At 42.4% G+C, this 16,815-nt stretch carries 16 protein-coding genes; 11 read left to right on the forward strand and 5 right to left on the reverse strand.

The window, feature by feature from the left end:
* The first annotated feature begins 312 nt into the window (after positions 1-312).
* Both AC1DO4_RS18165 and AC1DO4_RS18170 read left to right on the forward strand, forming a co-directional pair.
* Positions 313-2,016 carry a tetratricopeptide repeat protein gene (locus AC1DO4_RS18165; protein ID WP_477418350.1) on the forward strand — a complete coding sequence of 568 codons (1,704 nt, stop codon included), beginning with the start codon at positions 313-315 and terminating at the stop codon, positions 2,014-2,016.
* A 241-nt stretch (positions 2,017-2,257) separates the two neighbouring features.
* Complete coding sequence (locus tag AC1DO4_RS18170) at positions 2,258-3,859, forward strand: hypothetical protein (RefSeq protein WP_477418352.1); 1,602 nt, start codon at positions 2,258-2,260, stop codon at positions 3,857-3,859.
* Positions 3,860-3,883: 24 nt separating this feature from the next.
* Here AC1DO4_RS18170 and AC1DO4_RS18175 read toward each other — a convergent pair whose 3' ends face one another.
* Positions 3,884-4,942, reverse strand: a complete 1,059-nt coding sequence (locus tag AC1DO4_RS18175) for an acetylxylan esterase (RefSeq protein WP_477418354.1) — start codon at positions 4,940-4,942, stop codon at positions 3,884-3,886.
* A 337-nt stretch (positions 4,943-5,279) separates the two neighbouring features.
* Here AC1DO4_RS18175 and AC1DO4_RS18180 point away from each other — a divergent pair, with 337 nt between their 5' ends.
* The 4 genes from AC1DO4_RS18180 to AC1DO4_RS18195 all read left to right on the forward strand — a co-directional run bounded on the left by AC1DO4_RS18180 (position 5,280) and on the right by AC1DO4_RS18195 (position 8,247).
* Complete coding sequence (locus AC1DO4_RS18180) at positions 5,280-5,729, forward strand: hypothetical protein (RefSeq protein WP_477418356.1); 450 nt, start codon at positions 5,280-5,282, stop codon at positions 5,727-5,729.
* Between the two features lie 191 nt (positions 5,730-5,920).
* Positions 5,921-6,892 (forward strand): aldo/keto reductase, encoded by a 972-nt coding sequence (locus AC1DO4_RS18185; RefSeq protein ID WP_477418358.1) that lies wholly within the window; start codon positions 5,921-5,923, stop codon positions 6,890-6,892.
* Positions 6,893-7,020: 128 nt separating this feature from the next.
* Positions 7,021-7,743 (forward strand): helix-turn-helix domain-containing protein, encoded by a 723-nt coding sequence (locus tag AC1DO4_RS18190; RefSeq protein WP_477418360.1) that lies wholly within the window; start codon positions 7,021-7,023, stop codon positions 7,741-7,743.
* 159 nt (positions 7,744-7,902) lie between these two features.
* Positions 7,903-8,247: a protease inhibitor I42 family protein gene (locus AC1DO4_RS18195; RefSeq protein ID WP_477418362.1), complete on the forward strand. Its 345-nt coding sequence runs from the start codon at positions 7,903-7,905 to the stop codon at positions 8,245-8,247.
* Between the two features lie 164 nt (positions 8,248-8,411).
* Here the strand turns inward: AC1DO4_RS18195 and AC1DO4_RS18200 are convergent, their stop codons facing one another.
* A complete protein-coding gene (locus AC1DO4_RS18200) occupies positions 8,412-9,275 on the reverse strand; it encodes a LysR family transcriptional regulator (RefSeq protein ID WP_477418364.1) in 864 nt (287 codons plus the stop codon).
* 72 nt (positions 9,276-9,347) lie between these two features.
* On the opposite strand from AC1DO4_RS18200, the gene AC1DO4_RS18205 reads away from it, so the two are divergent.
* Both AC1DO4_RS18205 and AC1DO4_RS18210 read left to right on the forward strand, forming a co-directional pair.
* A complete protein-coding gene (locus tag AC1DO4_RS18205; protein WP_477418366.1) occupies positions 9,348-9,875 on the forward strand; it encodes a GNAT family N-acetyltransferase in 528 nt (175 codons plus the stop codon).
* Between the two features lie 3 nt (positions 9,876-9,878).
* Entirely contained in the window at positions 9,879-10,775 is an 897-nt protein-coding gene (locus AC1DO4_RS18210; RefSeq protein WP_477418368.1) for a DMT family transporter, read from the forward strand.
* An 80-nt stretch (positions 10,776-10,855) separates the two neighbouring features.
* Here the strand turns inward: AC1DO4_RS18210 and AC1DO4_RS18215 are convergent, their stop codons facing one another.
* Positions 10,856-11,761 (reverse strand): VOC family protein, encoded by a 906-nt coding sequence (locus AC1DO4_RS18215; RefSeq protein WP_477418370.1) that lies wholly within the window; start codon positions 11,759-11,761, stop codon positions 10,856-10,858.
* A gap of 471 nt (positions 11,762-12,232) precedes the next feature.
* On the opposite strand from AC1DO4_RS18215, the gene AC1DO4_RS18220 reads away from it, so the two are divergent.
* A complete protein-coding gene (locus AC1DO4_RS18220) occupies positions 12,233-12,622 on the forward strand; it encodes a nuclear transport factor 2 family protein (protein ID WP_477418372.1) in 390 nt (129 codons plus the stop codon).
* An 8-nt stretch (positions 12,623-12,630) separates the two neighbouring features.
* On the opposite strand, the gene AC1DO4_RS18225 is transcribed toward AC1DO4_RS18220, so the two are convergent.
* Both AC1DO4_RS18225 and AC1DO4_RS18230 read right to left on the reverse strand, forming a co-directional pair.
* Positions 12,631-13,230, reverse strand: coding sequence for a hypothetical protein (locus tag AC1DO4_RS18225; RefSeq protein ID WP_477418374.1), 600 nt, complete (start codon positions 13,228-13,230; stop codon positions 12,631-12,633).
* Between the two features lie 23 nt (positions 13,231-13,253).
* Complete coding sequence (locus AC1DO4_RS18230; RefSeq protein ID WP_477418376.1) at positions 13,254-14,033, reverse strand: hypothetical protein; 780 nt, start codon at positions 14,031-14,033, stop codon at positions 13,254-13,256.
* Between the two features lie 515 nt (positions 14,034-14,548).
* Between AC1DO4_RS18230 and AC1DO4_RS18235 the strand changes: the two genes are divergently transcribed.
* Both AC1DO4_RS18235 and AC1DO4_RS18240 read left to right on the forward strand, forming a co-directional pair.
* Positions 14,549-15,736: a PAS domain-containing sensor histidine kinase gene (locus AC1DO4_RS18235; protein ID WP_477418378.1), complete on the forward strand. Its 1,188-nt coding sequence runs from the start codon at positions 14,549-14,551 to the stop codon at positions 15,734-15,736.
* Positions 15,733-16,785: a response regulator gene (locus AC1DO4_RS18240; RefSeq protein WP_477418380.1), complete on the forward strand. Its 1,053-nt coding sequence runs from the start codon at positions 15,733-15,735 to the stop codon at positions 16,783-16,785. Before AC1DO4_RS18235 ends, AC1DO4_RS18240 begins: the two co-directional genes overlap by 4 nt.
* Positions 16,786-16,815 lie beyond the last annotated feature (30 nt).

Consider the following 16,815-nt stretch of genomic DNA (forward strand, 5'->3'; position numbering starts at 1 on the left):
TAGATCCTGTTTAAACGCAAAACGGGTGTATAATTGAAGCAAACCGTTACAACAGATCAAACAACTGATCCGCCGAACAAAGGCAATCAAAAACAATGACTCATTTTGTCACTGGTCGCCGTTTTCTCCGCACCAGCCCCCAGGTTAGAACACGAGATCATCAACAAATGGTGCGGTGAACACATCGATTATAAGCTAACTATTTTCCCTTTTCAGTGTTATACTTTAGGATATCAAAATTTGTAAATTAGTAGTGCGGTTATTTTAACTATCAGCGCTATCATCAGTCGTTAAAATTATAATCCGGCAGCTATGAAAAATTTATTGCACATAGCACTCTTCGCGTTTCTTAGCCTGTTATTTTTTATACTCTCATCCTGTAACAGGAAAAACAATGCTCCATCAACTAACGCCATAAAAGAGATCAATCTTAAGCGGGGAGAAATTATTTTATGTGGCACTCCCAACAGGAAATTGGGTAGTGTAGATTTTGAAACCTCCTGTACAGGGCAGGTAAAACAAGACTTTAACCTGGCCATTGCCCTACTCCACTCATTTGAATATGACGAAGCCGAAAAGGCGTTTGCAAAGGTTATTGACGAGGAGCCCAACTGTGCCATGGCCTATTGGGGTGTGGCAATGTGCAATAACCACCCACTTTGGTCGCCACCAGCCGAAGTCGAACTAAGAAAAGGCGCAAAGGCAATTGCCATTGCACAATCCATCAAACAAAAATCAAAAAGAGAATCCGGGTATATTGAAGCCATGGCATCGTTTTATAAAGATTGGGATAAAGCAGATCATTATACGCGAAGTGTCCGTTTTGAAAAAAGCATGGAAAAAATATATCGTAATAATCCGACCGATAAGGAAGCGGCAATATTTTATGCTTTGGCACTTGACGCCGCGGCAAACCCCGCCGACAAATCTTTCAGCAATCAAAAAAAGGCCGGAGCTATTTTAACATCCTTATACCCCGGGGAGCCAAATCATCCGGGAATAATACATTATATTATCCATACTTACGATTATCCCGAACTTGCGCTGTTAGCACTTCCTGCAGCACGAAAATATGCTGCTATCGCCCCATCTTCGGCGCATGCCCAGCACATGCCTTCGCACATTTTCACAAGGCTCGGTATGTGGGCCGAATGCATAAAATCAAATCTTGTTTCAGTTTCCAATGCTAAATGCTATGCAGCAAGTGCCGGCATTCAGGGCACCTGGGATGAAGAACTTCACGGTATGGATTATCTTGTTTATGCTTATTTACAAAAAGGAGAAAATAAACATGCAAAAGAACAATGCGACTATCTTAAAACTATTAGTGTGGTATACCCCGTAAACTTTAAAGATGCCTATGCTTTTGCAGCTATTCCGGCCCGTTATGTGCTCGAAAACAAACTGTGGGAAGATGCAGCCGTCTTAAAAGTACACCCGGTAAACTTTCCATGGCAAAAATTTCCGTGGCAAAGGGCTATTACCAATTTTACCCGGCTTCTTGGTTTTGTGCATACCGGTAAAGCAGACTCAGCTAATAAAGAGTTAAAGAAACTGCATGTTATCTACGATACCTTAAATAAGCAAAATGATGCATATAAAGCTAACCAGGTAAAAATTCAGATTAATACCGCCGAAGCGTGGATACTGTTTAAAGAAGGAAAAAATGCTGAAGCGTTAAAGACTATGATTATGGCTGCCGACATGGAAGATAATACTCAAAAACATCCGGTTACCCCGGGCGAAGTAATTCCAGCCAGGGAATTACTTGGAGATATGCTGCTGCAAATGAACAAACCCGCGAAAGCTTTAGTAGCCTACGAAGCGGATTTGGAACGACACACCAACCGTTTTAACGGTCTCTATGGGGCAGGGTTATCTGCCGAAAAGCTACACGATTTTAAAAAGGCAAATTCTTATTATAAGAAGCTGGTGGCCATTGCTGATGCACCCGGCTCAAACAGACCCGAACTTGAAGCGGCAAGGTCATTTTTAAAAGCACAACATTCTGACTGATGCGCCAGCTATTAAGGCCTTTTTAGAAAACGAGATCATCAACAAATGGTATTTTGGGATATATATGAAGTGATCACTGTAGTTACAAACCACTGGGATAGTAGTCCGAGTCGGAGGCTTCGGACAGCGGGTTTTATGTAAGTAAAACCGATGACATTCCGGACTTTGCTATCCAAAATTTAATTGCAACGCGATATATTCATTAATAAATCACGCGATAATGTTTATCTTCATAGCTGTTATGAAACGTTGCCTTATCACCCTTATCATTTTTTGCTGCTTATTTAACCGGGCTTGGGGGCAGTCGCCAGCCGCAGCTATTGACAGCCTTGTTAAATACCGGGTTATAACGGCCAAAGAGCGGCCGGTGTTGAAAAAGCAAATCGCAAGGTATAAAGGCCAGGCCTCGTACCGCACTGCCATTCTAAGAGGCGTGTATGGCATTATGCTTCAAAGAATTTTTCACATAAAAGAGCATACAGGCAGCGTGTTTGTTTCTTATAGTGAGAATCATACTAATAAAAATCGCCAGGACAGCGTTAACAACGCTTTGCGCCTTTTACTGGATAAGATCAGGAAAGCAGGCTTACTTACCAACAGGGTTTACACGCGCACATTAAAAGATATTGATAGTAGCAGTTATGTAATAGATGTACAAATGGTTGGTACCTTAGCAGAGATGAGTTCGCGGCTGGCGTGGCTGACACCAAACAAGTTGCTGCCGGTTGTAGAGCAGCTGCATAAAAAGGATATCCTTAGCGATTCATCCTTTACCCAGTTGCAGAACGACATCAGGAAAGGCAAAATAGAATACGCAGATCAGTTAAACGATTATTGTAACCTAAGTCGGACTATTGACCTTAAAAAGTACCCTGACGATCCACATCTCTGGCTGGTGCAACTCCATCGCGACATAGCCTCAATTATACCAGAGCTTAATTTTACCAATTTCAGTTACATAACCACCCATGATTCATCTTCATCTACCGAAGGCTTCCCAGAAACTAAATTCAAGGTGAGTTTAACCTGCAACGGGCGTATTTACAAATATACAAGTTCAACGTTCGATTACGGAACCAAGCAACGTGAAGTGCCACCAACCGATATTTTTGCCAAATTTTTTTTCCGCATTTTCAATAAGGTTTTGACTGATCAACAATCGCCGCTGCGGCTGCACGAAGTGATGTTTAGCCGGGGCAGCTCCGCAGGTTCCGGTTTACAATACCTGCCCATTATAGCGTTACGCGCAGATCAGGTCGAAATATTTATGAAAGAGCCGTGTATGACATACATGTTTGTGAGCATGGATAGCTACGATAATACACTTACATCTGGCAAAATTGATAGCACGATAACTGAATGGAAAAAGATTGGTCTTTTTGCCCACCTTTCGGAAGCGGAAATAGAAAAAGCGATTGACGATGCCAGAGCAGACGACTGGTATTCGATGAATAAATTAATATCCGATTTTCCGCATGTGGTTTATCCTCTGCATACGGCGTCGATGGACCCGCATACTCCTTACACCAGCATTTTAAATCACTTTGCGGAGATTACCCGTGGTGCATTTAATCCAGCAAGGATTTCCGAACAAAAAGTAACCGGTGGTTATAAATTACAATATGTATTTAAGGGCAAGACTCATTCTTATAGGTTTCTTACCGCATACGGCTGGGTGGACACCAAGTTTACGTTATTCATGAAACGCCTGGCGCGCGATAATAATTTACCAGGCAATTTTTATCAGCTTAAATATGAAGACATCGTCATTTACCTGACGGATCAACAGCACGTATATGCAGTAAAAAATGGATTGCTGGACTTTGATGCAACATCGCCCTAAAGCCATACCCGTTAAGTCACAAACCTACAACCACCTGCTAAACCAATCCAGTGTCATTTTAAAATGTTCTGGTGTCGAGGTATGGGAAAGCTTCGGTGTTACATCACGGTTAATTTTATTGGTCGCGTTTTGGGATGTGTAGGCCTGCATGGCCGATGCATAGGCAATGTCTGCGCCGGGCAAAGGACAATTCGGGTCATTTTCGGTGCCAACAACCAGTAGCGCACGCGGGGCCATCAGCCGAAGCATGGATGGACAGTCAAATTCGCCGGTAATACCGGGCAGTAATTTATCCCAAACTGCTTTTACGTTGCGTTTATTTAAAACAGTGTCGCCAAGTTCTCTGGCAGCCTGTAAATGCGCCGACTGAATAGTGCCTGCCCGGGCCTGCCATTTATCATTATCTAACGACCATTTAAAACTCTGTACCGAAATATCCAGTACAATCACCTTTATCCGCTTATCTGCCGATGCCGCAAGCCATGTTTCGATACCACCCATGGATATACCGCCCATTCCAATACGCTTTGCATCTACATCCGGCCTGCTCACCAGGTAATCCGTTACCCGCCACAAATCAAAAGCGGTATCAAACAAAAACGGATGGGTTTGGTGGGCTTTGTCCTTATTTTCCCATGCCGCGGTGGCCGCTGCCACATACTCTGTTGAACCATGTGCGCCTCCGGCAATACGTTCACCATGAAAGCGGGCGTCAATTGCCACGCCCATAATCCCACGTTTAGCAAGCTGGTACAATATTTTTTTGTTATCCTCTTTTCGGCCGCCCGTGCCATGTAAAAAAATAACCGCCGGGTATGGCCTGGTTCCCGTAACAGGTTTGTAAATAAGCATAGGCACCCGTTCGTTTTTTTCGCTGTAAACAAAACCATGCTCTACAATAACCGAATCTGTTTTTGTTACCTCAAAAGAGGGATTTAGCGGAACACGCGGCCTTTCCAGCAGCTTTTTAAAATCGGCAGCGACCTTGTCGGCAGGAGGATAATTTATTTGCTGCGCAAATGAACCCAGCGAGCACAGCGATAATACTACAGCGGTACAAAGTACCTTGATCTTAAACAACATAAGGAAACAGATTTATGGGTACAAGGTATAAAACATAGCGCTTAGTTATTGTAACAATCTAAATAGCAGGCATTGCGGATTTTTAGCCCGTGGTGGATATTTTCACCACGGCACTTCCTGTTCAGTTTTCCGTATTCCTTAAATTCACTCAAATATATTCGATTTCATGCGCAATCAAGTGGTTGTCTTGATTGAGGATATAGTAAAATGCCTATGTATACAGGTTTTATATTTTTTTGAACTTTTGTCTATTTTTAGTAGACTGAAGAAGCATAAAGAGCTTAAATTGCGTTAACAGATTTATCAAGCCGATACAAACCAACAGCAAGCTTAACAGATGAAAAATCCCGAGAAAAATACGGAATCATTTATTCAAACAGCTATCCGCACTATTCTTACCACAACTATAATTGCCATCATTTTAAACTGGTTACATGTATTTCCATCCGATGGCAAAAGTAAACTTGCCCTGTTTGAAATGATCTGGTTGGTTGTCTTTCTCATCGTTTTTGGCGGGCATTGGCTGGAATTATTATTCATCAACGGCATAAAATTCTCTTTACCCAAAAACATACCATCGCTGTATTTTATGAGAATTGTTTATTGGTTTTTATGTGCAGTCCCATTATTTTTCATAGCGAATTTGATTGCTAATTTATTTTCGCACAACACGGTGCGGATGGGTCATTGGTGGATGTTTGGCTTTTTTTATATCGGCATTCAACTGTTGATGCATGCTATTATGCAGTTACGTTTAAAAAAGAGTTTTTATAATGGCGTTTACTGAAGGCTTTTATCCTCATAAGCTGCCGCCCAACTAAAACAATCAACCCGGCTTAGGATGCCATGTTCAGGCTAAAGCTAATAACATAGCTACGCAGAGGATTGAGCCATACAGACAAGTAAATTGAGCCGTAAAAGACATCGGCCATTTAATATAAAGCTGATCTTTGTGTTGTTAATACATAAATATCAGCTATGAAAAACATAACAAAAATAAACCTCGGCAAAAATGGCCCACTCGTTTCTAAACTCGGCTTAGGCTGCATGCGCATGTCGTCGGTTTGGGGAGGCCCGGTTAATGACGAAAATGAAAGCATTGCTACCATTCAGTCGGCATTAGATAGTGGTATTAATTTCCTGAACACCGGCGATTTTTACGGCAGCGGCCATAACGAGCTGCTGATAGGCAAAGCCATCAAAGGCCGAAGAGATGACGCGTTCATCAGTGTAAAATTTGGCGCTATTTTTTACAACCGCCAATGGATCGGGTTGGATCTGCGCCCCATTGCCATCAAAAACTTCATCAACTATTCGCTGGTGCGTTTGGGTATAGACACTATCGACCTTTATCAGCCCTGCAGGCTTGATAACAGCGTTCCGGTAGAAGATGTGATAGGCACCGTAGCCGACATGATCACAGAGGGAAAGGTGCGTTACCTCGGCGTTTCTGAAATAACTGCCGATCAGCTGCGCAAGGCCAATAGCGTGCACCCCGTAACCGCATTGGAAATAGGCTATTCATTGGCAGATCGGCAGATAGAAACCGACCTGCTGCCTGTCGCGAAAGAACTGGGCATTGGTGTAGTAGCCTTTGCCAATACTGCCGAAGGCTTGCTTACCGGCGAAATGAAAGCCCCCCTTGCAGCCGATGCTTACCACAACCACTTCTCACGTTTCCAGGGCGACAACCTTGTGAAAAACCTGGAGAAAGTAGAGGTATTGAAGGCAATGGCAAAGGAAAAAGGGGCCACTCCTGCTCAATTGGCAATAGCCTGGGTGAACGCACAGGACAATCATATTATGCCATTGGTAAGCATGAGCCGCAGGTCGCGCCTACCTGAGAACATAAAAGCTATGGAGATTGAATTTACTCCCAATGAGATGAATACCCTTAACACGCAATTTTCGCCTGGCGCTATACTTGGCGGTACATACCTGCAACGATAACGGGGTGGGGCTGTACATAAGCCCCGCCTATTTTATATCTTTACATAGTGACAAATCCAACCGAAATAATACCAGGCGTCATCTTTTATTCCTACCTCTCTACCAGGCAAAAGAATAGAGTGGGCTTTATGTCGCACAATAGCCTGGTATTACAGGTTTCCGGGCAGTTTACCTTGGAAACTTCCGGGCAAAAAATTTCGATGAAACGGGGCGAAATGCTGCTGATCGGCAAAAATCAGCTGGGGCAAATCACCAAGACCCCGCTGCCCGATGAGGATTATGAAACCATTGTGATTTCGCTGCAGGAAGACCTGCTCAGAAAGATAGCGATTGACGAGCAAATAGATATACAGCATAAATACACCGGCCCGCCCAACATTCTTATCCCCGCAAACGATTTTCTGCAAGGCTATTTTCAATCGATAATACCCTATGTACGGAATTCAGCAGAAAAACTGACGGCTGACATGGGCATTTTGAAAGTAAATGAGGGTGTGAAATTACTGCTGCATATCATGCCAGAGCTCAGGAACTTTCTATTCGACTTTTCGGAGCCTTATAAGATCGACCTGGAAAAATTCATGCTCAGCAATTTTCATTTCAACCTCCCTGTTGAAAAATTCGCGCAACTCACCGGGAGAAGCCTCGCTGGGTTTAAGCGCGACTTCCAAAAAACATTCGGCATGGCGCCCCGCCACTGGCTCCAGGAAAAAAGACTGACGGAAGCCCGCCATCTCATTGAAACAAAAAACAAGCGTCCATCTGCTATCTACCTCGACCTGGGCTTTGAAAGCCTCTCCCACTTCTCTCATTCGTTTAAGAAAAAGTTCGGTAAGGCACCTACCGCGTAGTTAGCATTTTAGAGCCGGATGTTAATTTTTAATATAATTGTAGCGTTTAGCAATGTACCTACGTTATATGATATATAGCGGTTATTAATAAACCAACAAACTAAACTTATCATGAAGTTAATTTACAGCTGTACATGTATCATAGCTTGCCTGGTCATAATGAGTTGTCATAAAGATAAAAACACCGGAGATAATACCGTTAAGCAATTAACCGCAGCCGATGCAGGCAGCACGGCGTCGGTTACTATGGGCCAAACCATTTCTTTAACCTTGGGTAATCCCGGCGATGGCGGCTACCAGTTTAACAACCCTCAGTACAAAACTTCGATATTAACATTACAGAGCCATACGCACCAAAATGGCACAAATAATATAGGCGATTTTGGTAAGGATATCTGGACGTTTACCGCAAAGGGAAGCGGCACAACAACGCTCCAGGTTACAGCCCACCGCGGTAGTACCGAAACGATATCAATGTTTTCTAACCAGATCATCGTAAAATAAAAATCCTCAAAACAACAAAGGGTGGTACATGTATGTCATTTACCTCTGGTAGGTGTTTTCATCGCACCAACCCCAGACTTGTAATGTACCAGGGCTTGCTATTGGATGGCAAGTAATATCCTAATCTTATTGTGGTTCGGATTACAGTGGTTGAGAAAGCGTACTTACTGTAATACCAATTTTAACACATTGGAAAGTACCGGATTATGGTCATCTGCTCTCCAGTTGATGTACAGATCAGTTTTAAAAGGAAGCCTGATGAATCGTAATCCCGGACTGTCATGATACATGTAAGAATCTGGCAATATGGCTATCCCAAGCCCTTTCCGAACCAATGCAATGATCGTCGATCCGAATTCTGAATGTAGGTAAACGTCGGGGACGATATCAAAAGACCTGAACATTTGCTGAATGATATCACTATAACTGCTGCCCTCATCTTTTATCGGAAGTATAAATTTTTGTTGAGCAAGGGTCTCTTTAGAAACATCATCTATAGTATGGTAAAAGTGATTTTCCGGAACTACAATTGACAGGTGATCGCTGTAAATTTTTTCCGATCTTATTTCCTGGGCGTTATTAATGTCCCTTGTAATAGCCAAATCTATCTTATAATTGGTGAGAAATTCTTGCTGGTTTTCATATCGCAGCTGCACCAATTCAATTTGCAGTTTAGGAAATGTATTGGAAATACGGGCAATAATATCCGGCATCAGAGAGCCTGAGATTGAATCCGGATGAGCAATTCTTATCGTGCCACTTTCCCCTAAATGCATCTGGCGGGCAAATTGATGAATAAATTCAAGTTCATTCAATTCCACTTCCCACTTTTCCATCAAAAATTTGCCTGCCGGGGTCAGTTTGACATTGCGCTTATTACGCTCGAATAATTGAACTCCTAACTCACGCTCTAATGACTGAATATGCCGACTGAGGGCGGATTGAGTAATGTTCATCTTTCCGGCTGTATTCCAAAAATGAAGTTCCTGTGCTAACGCTAAAAAATATTTGATCTGTTGCAAGTCCATTAATGCAATATATGCATTAATGAATGACAAAATAGCATTTTATCGCATTTAACAACATCGTAAATTTGTGCTATGGAGAACTTAAAGATTGATCACGTAAACCTGAACGACGTAGCACAACTTCAAAAAATAAGCAGGCAAACCTTTACTGAGGCTTTTTCGGCAGTTAATACCGAGGAAAACATGGCAAAATATATTGAAGATGGTTTTTCTATAGATAAACTGGCTACTGAGCTGAGCAATAAATTATCGCAGTTTTATTTTGCAGTGTTGGATGGTGAGGTTATTGGTTATTTAAAGCTAAACGTTGGGCAGGCGCAAACTGATATTAAAGATAACGATGCGTTGGAGATTGAGCGAATATATGTATCGCAGGCATTTCACGGAAAGCAGGTTGGTCAACTGTTATACAATAAGGCTATTCAGATTGCCGAGCAGGCAAGTGCCAATTATGTATGGCTTGGCGTATGGGAAAAAAATATAAGGGCGATTAGTTTCTATAAGAAAAACGGGTTTACAGAGTTTGACAAGCATATTTTCATGTTAGGTATGGATGAACAAATTGATATCATGATGAAAAAGGTTTTAAAAAACGATTGAGAGATGGATAAAAAGAACGTTTTTCTTATGCTATTGATATTAGGAACCGCTTTTTGGGGCATATCATTTTCAGTCACCAAATTGGCTATCGGCCATGCTTCCTCGTCTACCTTTTTATTCTATCGCTTTTTAGCAGCAACAGCGGTTCTGTCGGTCATATTCCCGGGGTATTTAAAGATGATAACCTGGCATTCTGTTAAAACAGGGGTAAGTTTAGCCGCTCCCCTTTGCTTCGGAATTCACTTACAAACGTTGGGTATCAGGCATAGTTCTGCTTCACAATGCTCTTTCGTTGCAGGCATGTGCGTGATTATTATACCGCTGTTAAAAGTGATGTTTTACAAGACTGTTGCACCTGCAAAAATCTGGGTGGCTGCAGCCATTGCTTTAACGGGTTTATCAATTATCTCCATAAATGATAATTTTTCGGTTAGCATTGGCGATTTGTACACAATTGCCGGCGCATTTGGCTTTGCTATTTATCTGATTAAAGTAGAAAAGCATGCCAAATTACAGGATATCGCGTACGTCATCGTCCCTATGTTTGCAGCATGTTCAATAATCACCTTGTGTCTTGCCTTTACAGACAACAGCGTAAACTGGCTGCCCGAAGGCAATTACTTTTGGATAGGCGTAGTTTTTTGTGCACTATTCTCCACAGCTTACATGTATACGATTTCCAATCTCTCCCAACGCTACCTGAGTGCCGAAAGAGTTGCTATTATTTACCTTTTTGAACCGGTGTTTGGTGCAGTCGCCGCATGTTTCATTTTAGGTGAGCATCTTACCTGGCGATTGTTTATGGGTGGGAGCCTGATTTTTGCTGCGACCCTTATTTCGGAACTGAAGTTTAGCCAAAAAACAAAATATTTAAAGCAAATCCAAAATGAGAATTTGTGATTTAACCCCTGGTCAATGTCCAGGCATTCCGCAGACGAATTCCGTTATACTCACAGACCTGGATAAGCAAAATCAATTGATCACTCACCATTATAAGCCCGCTGCAGGGTTTCGATGTCAACTTTCTTCATTGTCATAAAAATTTGCGTAATGCGCGCTATCTGTTCGGGGCTGCCGTTCCTGAGCGCATCTAACATCACGGTGGAGGCCACCTGCCAGGATACACCGTATTTATCCTTCAGCCAGCCGCATTGGCCGGGTTCGCCATCAGCCGAAAGTGCCGACCAATAGTAGTCAATTTCTTCCTGGGTTTCACATGGGATCAATAACGACACCGCGTCGTTAAAACCGAATCCATGCTGATGCGCGCTATCCATAGCGGCCAGCCAGGTTTTATCAACGTAAAAATCAGCGTACATAAGTGTGCCCGCTTTATCCGGCCCCATATCCTCCGGGCGCGGAGCGGTATTACCGCGTTTGCTGTCTTTAAATACCGAGCAGTAAAAGCCGATGGCTTCATCGGCTTTACCGGCCATCGGTTGGGTGAACAGCAGCGACGGAACAATCACGGGCCTTTCCTCGCCCGACGGGTTAGTCAGGATGAGTTGCCAGGATACGCCGTATTTATCGGCTACCCAGCCATAGCGTGCACTAAAAGGATAGCTATCCAGCGGCATCAGTACTTTTCCGTTCTCAATCAGCTTGCTCCAAACCGCGTCGATGTGCTTAGTGGCATCCGGGTCACGCGAGGGGTCGAAGTTGATCATGAAGGAAATGGATGGATTGATCCCAAGCTTGTGCTCTGAACTAATACCCAGGAACGGCTGGCCGGCAACGGTAAATTCAACTACTTCGCATTCGCCGCCACCAGGCATTGGAAAATGATTTACATAATTAACAGCCGAGCCGGGCATTAAGGTTGCATAGAATTCAGCTGCTTGTTTTGCTTCCTGGTCGAACCAGAGGTGTGGTTTGATGGGTAACATAGGTAAATGGTTTTGATGTTATATATTGTTAAAGATCGTAGGCGCTAATTGTTTTGAACAAATTATTAACTACCTCAAAATTAAATGATTTTTCTCTTCCGGATTAGTGCCGTTCACGCCATTTTAGAGGCATATTGCGACAATATTTCACTCGTGATAACCTATTAAGGCCTTTTTAGAAAACCAGATTATTAACAGATGGTGTGGTGAAAATGCCGACCATAAGCTGAATAAATATGCTGGGGCGGTGAGTCATTATAGGGATGCTAAAAAGCAATTTTATCAGCAATTTTATCTACCTTATTTACACCATAAAAATGCAATAAAATGGAGCCGCCAATAAATTGTTACGATTCGATAGAGATAAGTAATTGATGACCGGACCATCGGCTCTACAAATTGTCGCGTATAGCCATGTACAATGTCGCTTAATGACACCCGGTTTACTTTATAGCAATACTATATTTGTATATGAACTTTTTAAATATAACAGGTATGGAAAACAGGCAAATTATCGAGATTATCATTAAAGCTTTTAATGATAACGATGACGAAACAATAATAAAATATATGGCCGATGATGTGGAGTGGCATATCTTAGGTGATGATGTCATATCCGGTAAGGAAAACATCGGCCATTTTTTTTCAAACAACCCGGAAATTAAAGTGATCACCTGCACTCAGGATCATTTTTTGATTGACGGAGACCAGGCATCAGTGAGCGGTGAAGTGCAATGCCAGAACCGTGACGGAAAGGTATTTGATATGTATTATTGCGATATCTACGAACTGTTCAACGGTAAAGTCAAAAAAATGATCACCTATGGGGTGAAAAAACCAACTGGAGCACCGGTTAAATAGGACACCAGTTATTGGATCAGTTTAGCTATCTTTTGCAATGGAATTGTTTCTGCAAATTCCAGTATTTGTGTATCTGTACAATCATCTACTTTAAAAGTAATTAAAGCACTTCCCAAGGGTATCTGTAACTCGTAATCATTTTTGTCATTTGTGCTACCTGTCTGTTTTTCAAGCCTTGCTTTATAACCCTGTACTTTTACAGTTTTGGTCTTACCATCATTCATCATTCCACCTAAAAGAGGTGTATTTAATACCGTATTCGTCATAGCAACCAATGGGGAATTACTGATGATAGAAATATCAGCTTTCCTGCCGCCTTTCTCATAAGAGCGGTGTATAGTAGCTCCAACGTAACCAATATTGGAAGCAACATTATCTTCCTTTGCAATGATTTCCATTGCATCCATTTTAGGTGGCAACAATTTTAGCACTTCCTTACCAATTATCAGGTCAACTTCCTGCATGGCTTGCTGCAGAGCAAAATGTGTTTCTTCCAGTTTGCCTGCACGGTAGGCAGTTTTAGCAGTGGTCATTGCTTTAGTGAAATCCTGTGCAACGCCAGTACTTATAAAGGCGATGACTGCGATTAATGTTATAAAACGCTTCATGAATTTTTTTGTTGAGATTAAAATTATTGTTCCCCAAGCATCTTTTTTATTCCGTCAATATCAAAAGTATTAGCAGCAGTCATCACTTCCTGCTCGTTGGCAAAGTTGATACACTCCCAAACAATCATGGAATTTTGGCCAATGGATACTATCAGTGTATATCCCTTACTGTCTTCGTATTGAATGATTGCTTTGTTGCCTTTGACTCTCACCTGTTTAAAATTTTGTTTAGCGCCATTGGCTTCGATCATACCGACATTTGAAAAATATAAAGCAGCTAAACCTGCATAGATTCCTGCATTTCCAACAGTAATTGTCAACTGTTTATCGGCGTTGTTTTTCCACACCCGGTGAATGTTCAGGTTACTCCAACCCCATTGAGTACTCATTACTATGTCCTGTAGTGTATCTACGTTTAAAGCGACTACCGAAGCGGGTAAAGATTTGAGAATCTGTCGACCCAATTGAATCTCTACACCCATGAGCGCCTGCTGTAACGAATACCGGACATCGCTGTAATTCTTAGCCGCATGGGCCGTTTCAGCTTCTGCCATTTGAGCTTTTACATCAGGGGGGGCAGTATTACTTAATCCGCCACCGCCTTTATTGGAGGGGTTACCGGAAGAGCCGGAGTTACTATTGCCTGATCCGGTTTCAGGAGGAATGCCGGCCTTTTTGTCTACTTCCTTATTTACTGCTTTATTCACCTTGTCTTTGAGCTTCTTTAAGAATCCTTGTGACGAGGCGGTATTAGTAACCATAAGTGCAATAAGGAAACAGAGCAAGTACAAAACCTTTTTCATAAATAAACATTTACATTTGTCAATAAAGAAAAGATAAGTTACATTGATTTAAGACACTTAAAGCTAAGCATTTAAATTGATTCTTGCAATACTAAAAACCAACAGGTTGTAGTTGATTTTGCCAGCACTTTTTAGCCTCTGGTCGGTGTTTTCACCACACCAGCCTAAGCCTGTATTGCATCTAATACTTAATCACAACTGTAACAGCTTTACGTGATAACAATAGCTATTAAGGCCTTTTTCATTAAAATTATTCAGGGATCAGGCAGAATTGGCAGGCATATTTAGCAGCATGTATATAGGCAGGATACCTGCAGGAACAGCCGGGAGAAAAGCGTAAGGAATATTACCAGTTCAAGGAACCGAAATAATTTTTGTTTCGGCCATTAACTGATAAAGATCACCTGGTTTGCTAAAAAATGATCTTCGTCACCTTTCGGCATGAAATTAATTACTTGTTGTGTAATAGCTTATGCTGATATTTGATAAATGGCCATTCGGTCAAAAATCTATATATGGAGAATGCAGCCCTTTTACGTGCGATAATTGACAATGCTATTGATGGTATTATTACCATAGATGCAAGAGGTAACATAGAATCAATCAATCCGGCTGCATGTAAACTTTTCCAGTATTCGCCCGAAGATGTTATTGGCAAAAATGTATCCGTATTAATGCCACCTCCTGATAAGCAGCAGCATGATGAGTATTTAAACCGCTATCAGCGTACCGGGCATGCGCATATTATTGGTATTGGCCGCGAAGTAACCGGTTTAAGGAAAGATGGCGTACAATTCCCGTTCCGTCTTGCTGTAAGCGAGGTAAAATACTCCGGACGACAAATCTATGCCGGATTTATCCATGACCTGAGCCGTGAAAAGGAGGCAGAACATCAACTCAAGGAATATGCCGCACACCTCGAGGACCTTGTTGAAGAAAGAACACAATCGCTCCGGAATACCGTTGAGGCTTTGAGCCAGGCAAAGGAAGAAGTTAGCCTTTCACTTGAAAAAGAAAAAGAACTGGGCCAGTTAAAAAGCCGTTTTGTATCAATGGCCTCGCATGAATTTCGTACGCCGCTAAGTGCCGTGCAGCTTTCTGCATCCCTGATTGACAAATACGCACAGCCTTTTAACAACCCTAATATAACCAAGCATGTTGCCCGCATCAAACAAGCGGTTGGCAACCTTACAGGTATCCTCAACGATTTTTTGTCCCTGGAAAAACTGGAAGCAGGACGGGTGGAGCCAAGTTTCAGTCGTTTTGACCTTGTAAAACTGGCTGAGGAGATTACCGAAGAAATGCAGATGCTGGCCAAACAAAACCAGAACATCATTTATCAGCATACCGGTATAAGCCATATAGCAAATCTGGATGCCAGCCTCCTTAAAAATTGTATCATCAACCTCATCGCCAATGCAATCAAGTATTCGGGGGAAAACACATTTATTGAGTTTAATACCGAAATCAACGAAGCCGGCTATCACATCATCATTAAGGATAATGGCATTGGGATTCCCGAAGCAGACCAGAAACATCTTTTTGAAGCCTTTTTCAGGGCACATAACACGGGTAATATTCCCGGAACAGGCCTGGGTTTAAACATTGTGGCCCGTTATGCCAGGCTGATGAATGGCACCATCGATTTTCAAAGCAATGTGAACCATGGCACCTTATTCACCATTTCATTCCCCAACCAATGAGCAAAAAAGTATTGATCATCGAAGACAACAATGATATCCGTGAAAACATTGCGGAAATTTTACAGCTTGCCGGTTATACTGTATTTGAAACTGATAACGGTAAAACGGGTGTCGACGTAGCCCTGAAAAACATCCCGGATATTATACTTTGCGATATCATGATGCCCGAACTGGATGGCTATGGCGTACTCTTTATGCTGAATAAACATCCGGAAATGGCCGCGGTACCATTTATCTTTTTAACCGCCAAAGCAGAACGGCTCGACCAGCGCAAGGGCATGGAAATGGGTGCCGATGACTACCTTACCAAGCCCTTTGATGATATGGAACTGCTGAACGCCATTGAAACAAGACTAAAAAAACAAGATAGCATACACCAGTTATACAGCAAAAGTCTTGACCGATTACATACGCTGGTGGCCAAAAGCGAAGGGCTGGTTGAATTAAAAAAAATTATCCAGGAGCGTAAAATACGGCAATTTAAAAAAGGGCAGGTAATTTATTACGAGGGAGATAAGGGGTACGGGCTTTACCTGGTGATGAGCGGCAAGATAAAAACCATAAAACAAGTTAGCGACGGCAGGGAGCTCATGACCGGTATCTACGCTGCAGATGATTACCTGGGTATTCACGCCATTCTAAGTAACGAAGCTTATGCGGATACTGCTTCTGCTTTAGAAGACTGCCAGCTTTGCCTGATACCGAGAGACCAGTTGGATGAATTGTTGAACATGTACCCGGAAGTGGCCAGGACATTCATTAAACTATTAGCTAATGATATCCGCGAAAAAGAAGAGCAGCTGCTGCAATTAGCTTACCATTCCGTTCGTAAAAAAATGGCCGAAGCCATCCTGCGAATTTACCGGCAGCAGAATAGTGCAGAAATGAGCTTTAAAATATCGCGGGAAGACCTGGCTGCCCTGGCCGGTATGGCTACCGAAACGGTAAGCCGTACACTTGCCGATTTTAAGGATGAAACGCTGATTGACAAAAAAGGCGGTACTATTACTATCCTCGACCTTGAGCGCCTTATTAAAATGAAGAACTGACGAAGATCACTTTTTTGCCTGATGATAAGC

The organism is Mucilaginibacter sp. P5_A6 (assembly GCF_056400585.1).

Excerpts from the sequence above, each read along its gene's own strand:
- AC1DO4_RS18210 (WP_477418368.1), top strand. The coding sequence starts at position 9,879 with ATGGATAAAAAGAACGTTTTTCTTATGCTATTGATATTAGGAACCGCT.
- AC1DO4_RS18165 (WP_477418350.1), top strand. The coding sequence starts at position 313 with ATGAAAAATTTATTGCACATAGCACTCTTCGCGTTTCTTAGCCTGTTA.
- AC1DO4_RS18215 (WP_477418370.1), bottom strand. The coding sequence starts at position 11,761 with ATGTTACCCATCAAACCACACCTCTGGTTCGACCAGGAAGCAAAACAA.
- AC1DO4_RS18180 (WP_477418356.1), top strand. The coding sequence starts at position 5,280 with ATGAAAAATCCCGAGAAAAATACGGAATCATTTATTCAAACAGCTATC.
- AC1DO4_RS18195 (WP_477418362.1), top strand. The coding sequence starts at position 7,903 with ATGAGTTGTCATAAAGATAAAAACACCGGAGATAATACCGTTAAGCAA.
- AC1DO4_RS18240 (WP_477418380.1), top strand. The coding sequence starts at position 15,733 with ATGAGCAAAAAAGTATTGATCATCGAAGACAACAATGATATCCGTGAA.
- AC1DO4_RS18205 (WP_477418366.1), top strand. The coding sequence starts at position 9,348 with ATGGAGAACTTAAAGATTGATCACGTAAACCTGAACGACGTAGCACAA.
- AC1DO4_RS18200 (WP_477418364.1), bottom strand. The coding sequence starts at position 9,275 with ATGGACTTGCAACAGATCAAATATTTTTTAGCGTTAGCACAGGAACTT.
- AC1DO4_RS18225 (WP_477418374.1), bottom strand. The coding sequence starts at position 13,230 with ATGAAGCGTTTTATAACATTAATCGCAGTCATCGCCTTTATAAGTACT.
- AC1DO4_RS18175 (WP_477418354.1), bottom strand. The coding sequence starts at position 4,942 with ATGTTGTTTAAGATCAAGGTACTTTGTACCGCTGTAGTATTATCGCTG.
- AC1DO4_RS18235 (WP_477418378.1), top strand. The coding sequence starts at position 14,549 with ATGGAGAATGCAGCCCTTTTACGTGCGATAATTGACAATGCTATTGAT.
- AC1DO4_RS18185 (WP_477418358.1), top strand. The coding sequence starts at position 5,921 with ATGAAAAACATAACAAAAATAAACCTCGGCAAAAATGGCCCACTCGTT.
- AC1DO4_RS18170 (WP_477418352.1), top strand. The coding sequence starts at position 2,258 with ATGAAACGTTGCCTTATCACCCTTATCATTTTTTGCTGCTTATTTAAC.
- AC1DO4_RS18190 (WP_477418360.1), top strand. The coding sequence starts at position 7,021 with ATGTCGCACAATAGCCTGGTATTACAGGTTTCCGGGCAGTTTACCTTG.
- AC1DO4_RS18230 (WP_477418376.1), bottom strand. The coding sequence starts at position 14,033 with ATGAAAAAGGTTTTGTACTTGCTCTGTTTCCTTATTGCACTTATGGTT.
- AC1DO4_RS18220 (WP_477418372.1), top strand. The coding sequence starts at position 12,233 with ATGAACTTTTTAAATATAACAGGTATGGAAAACAGGCAAATTATCGAG.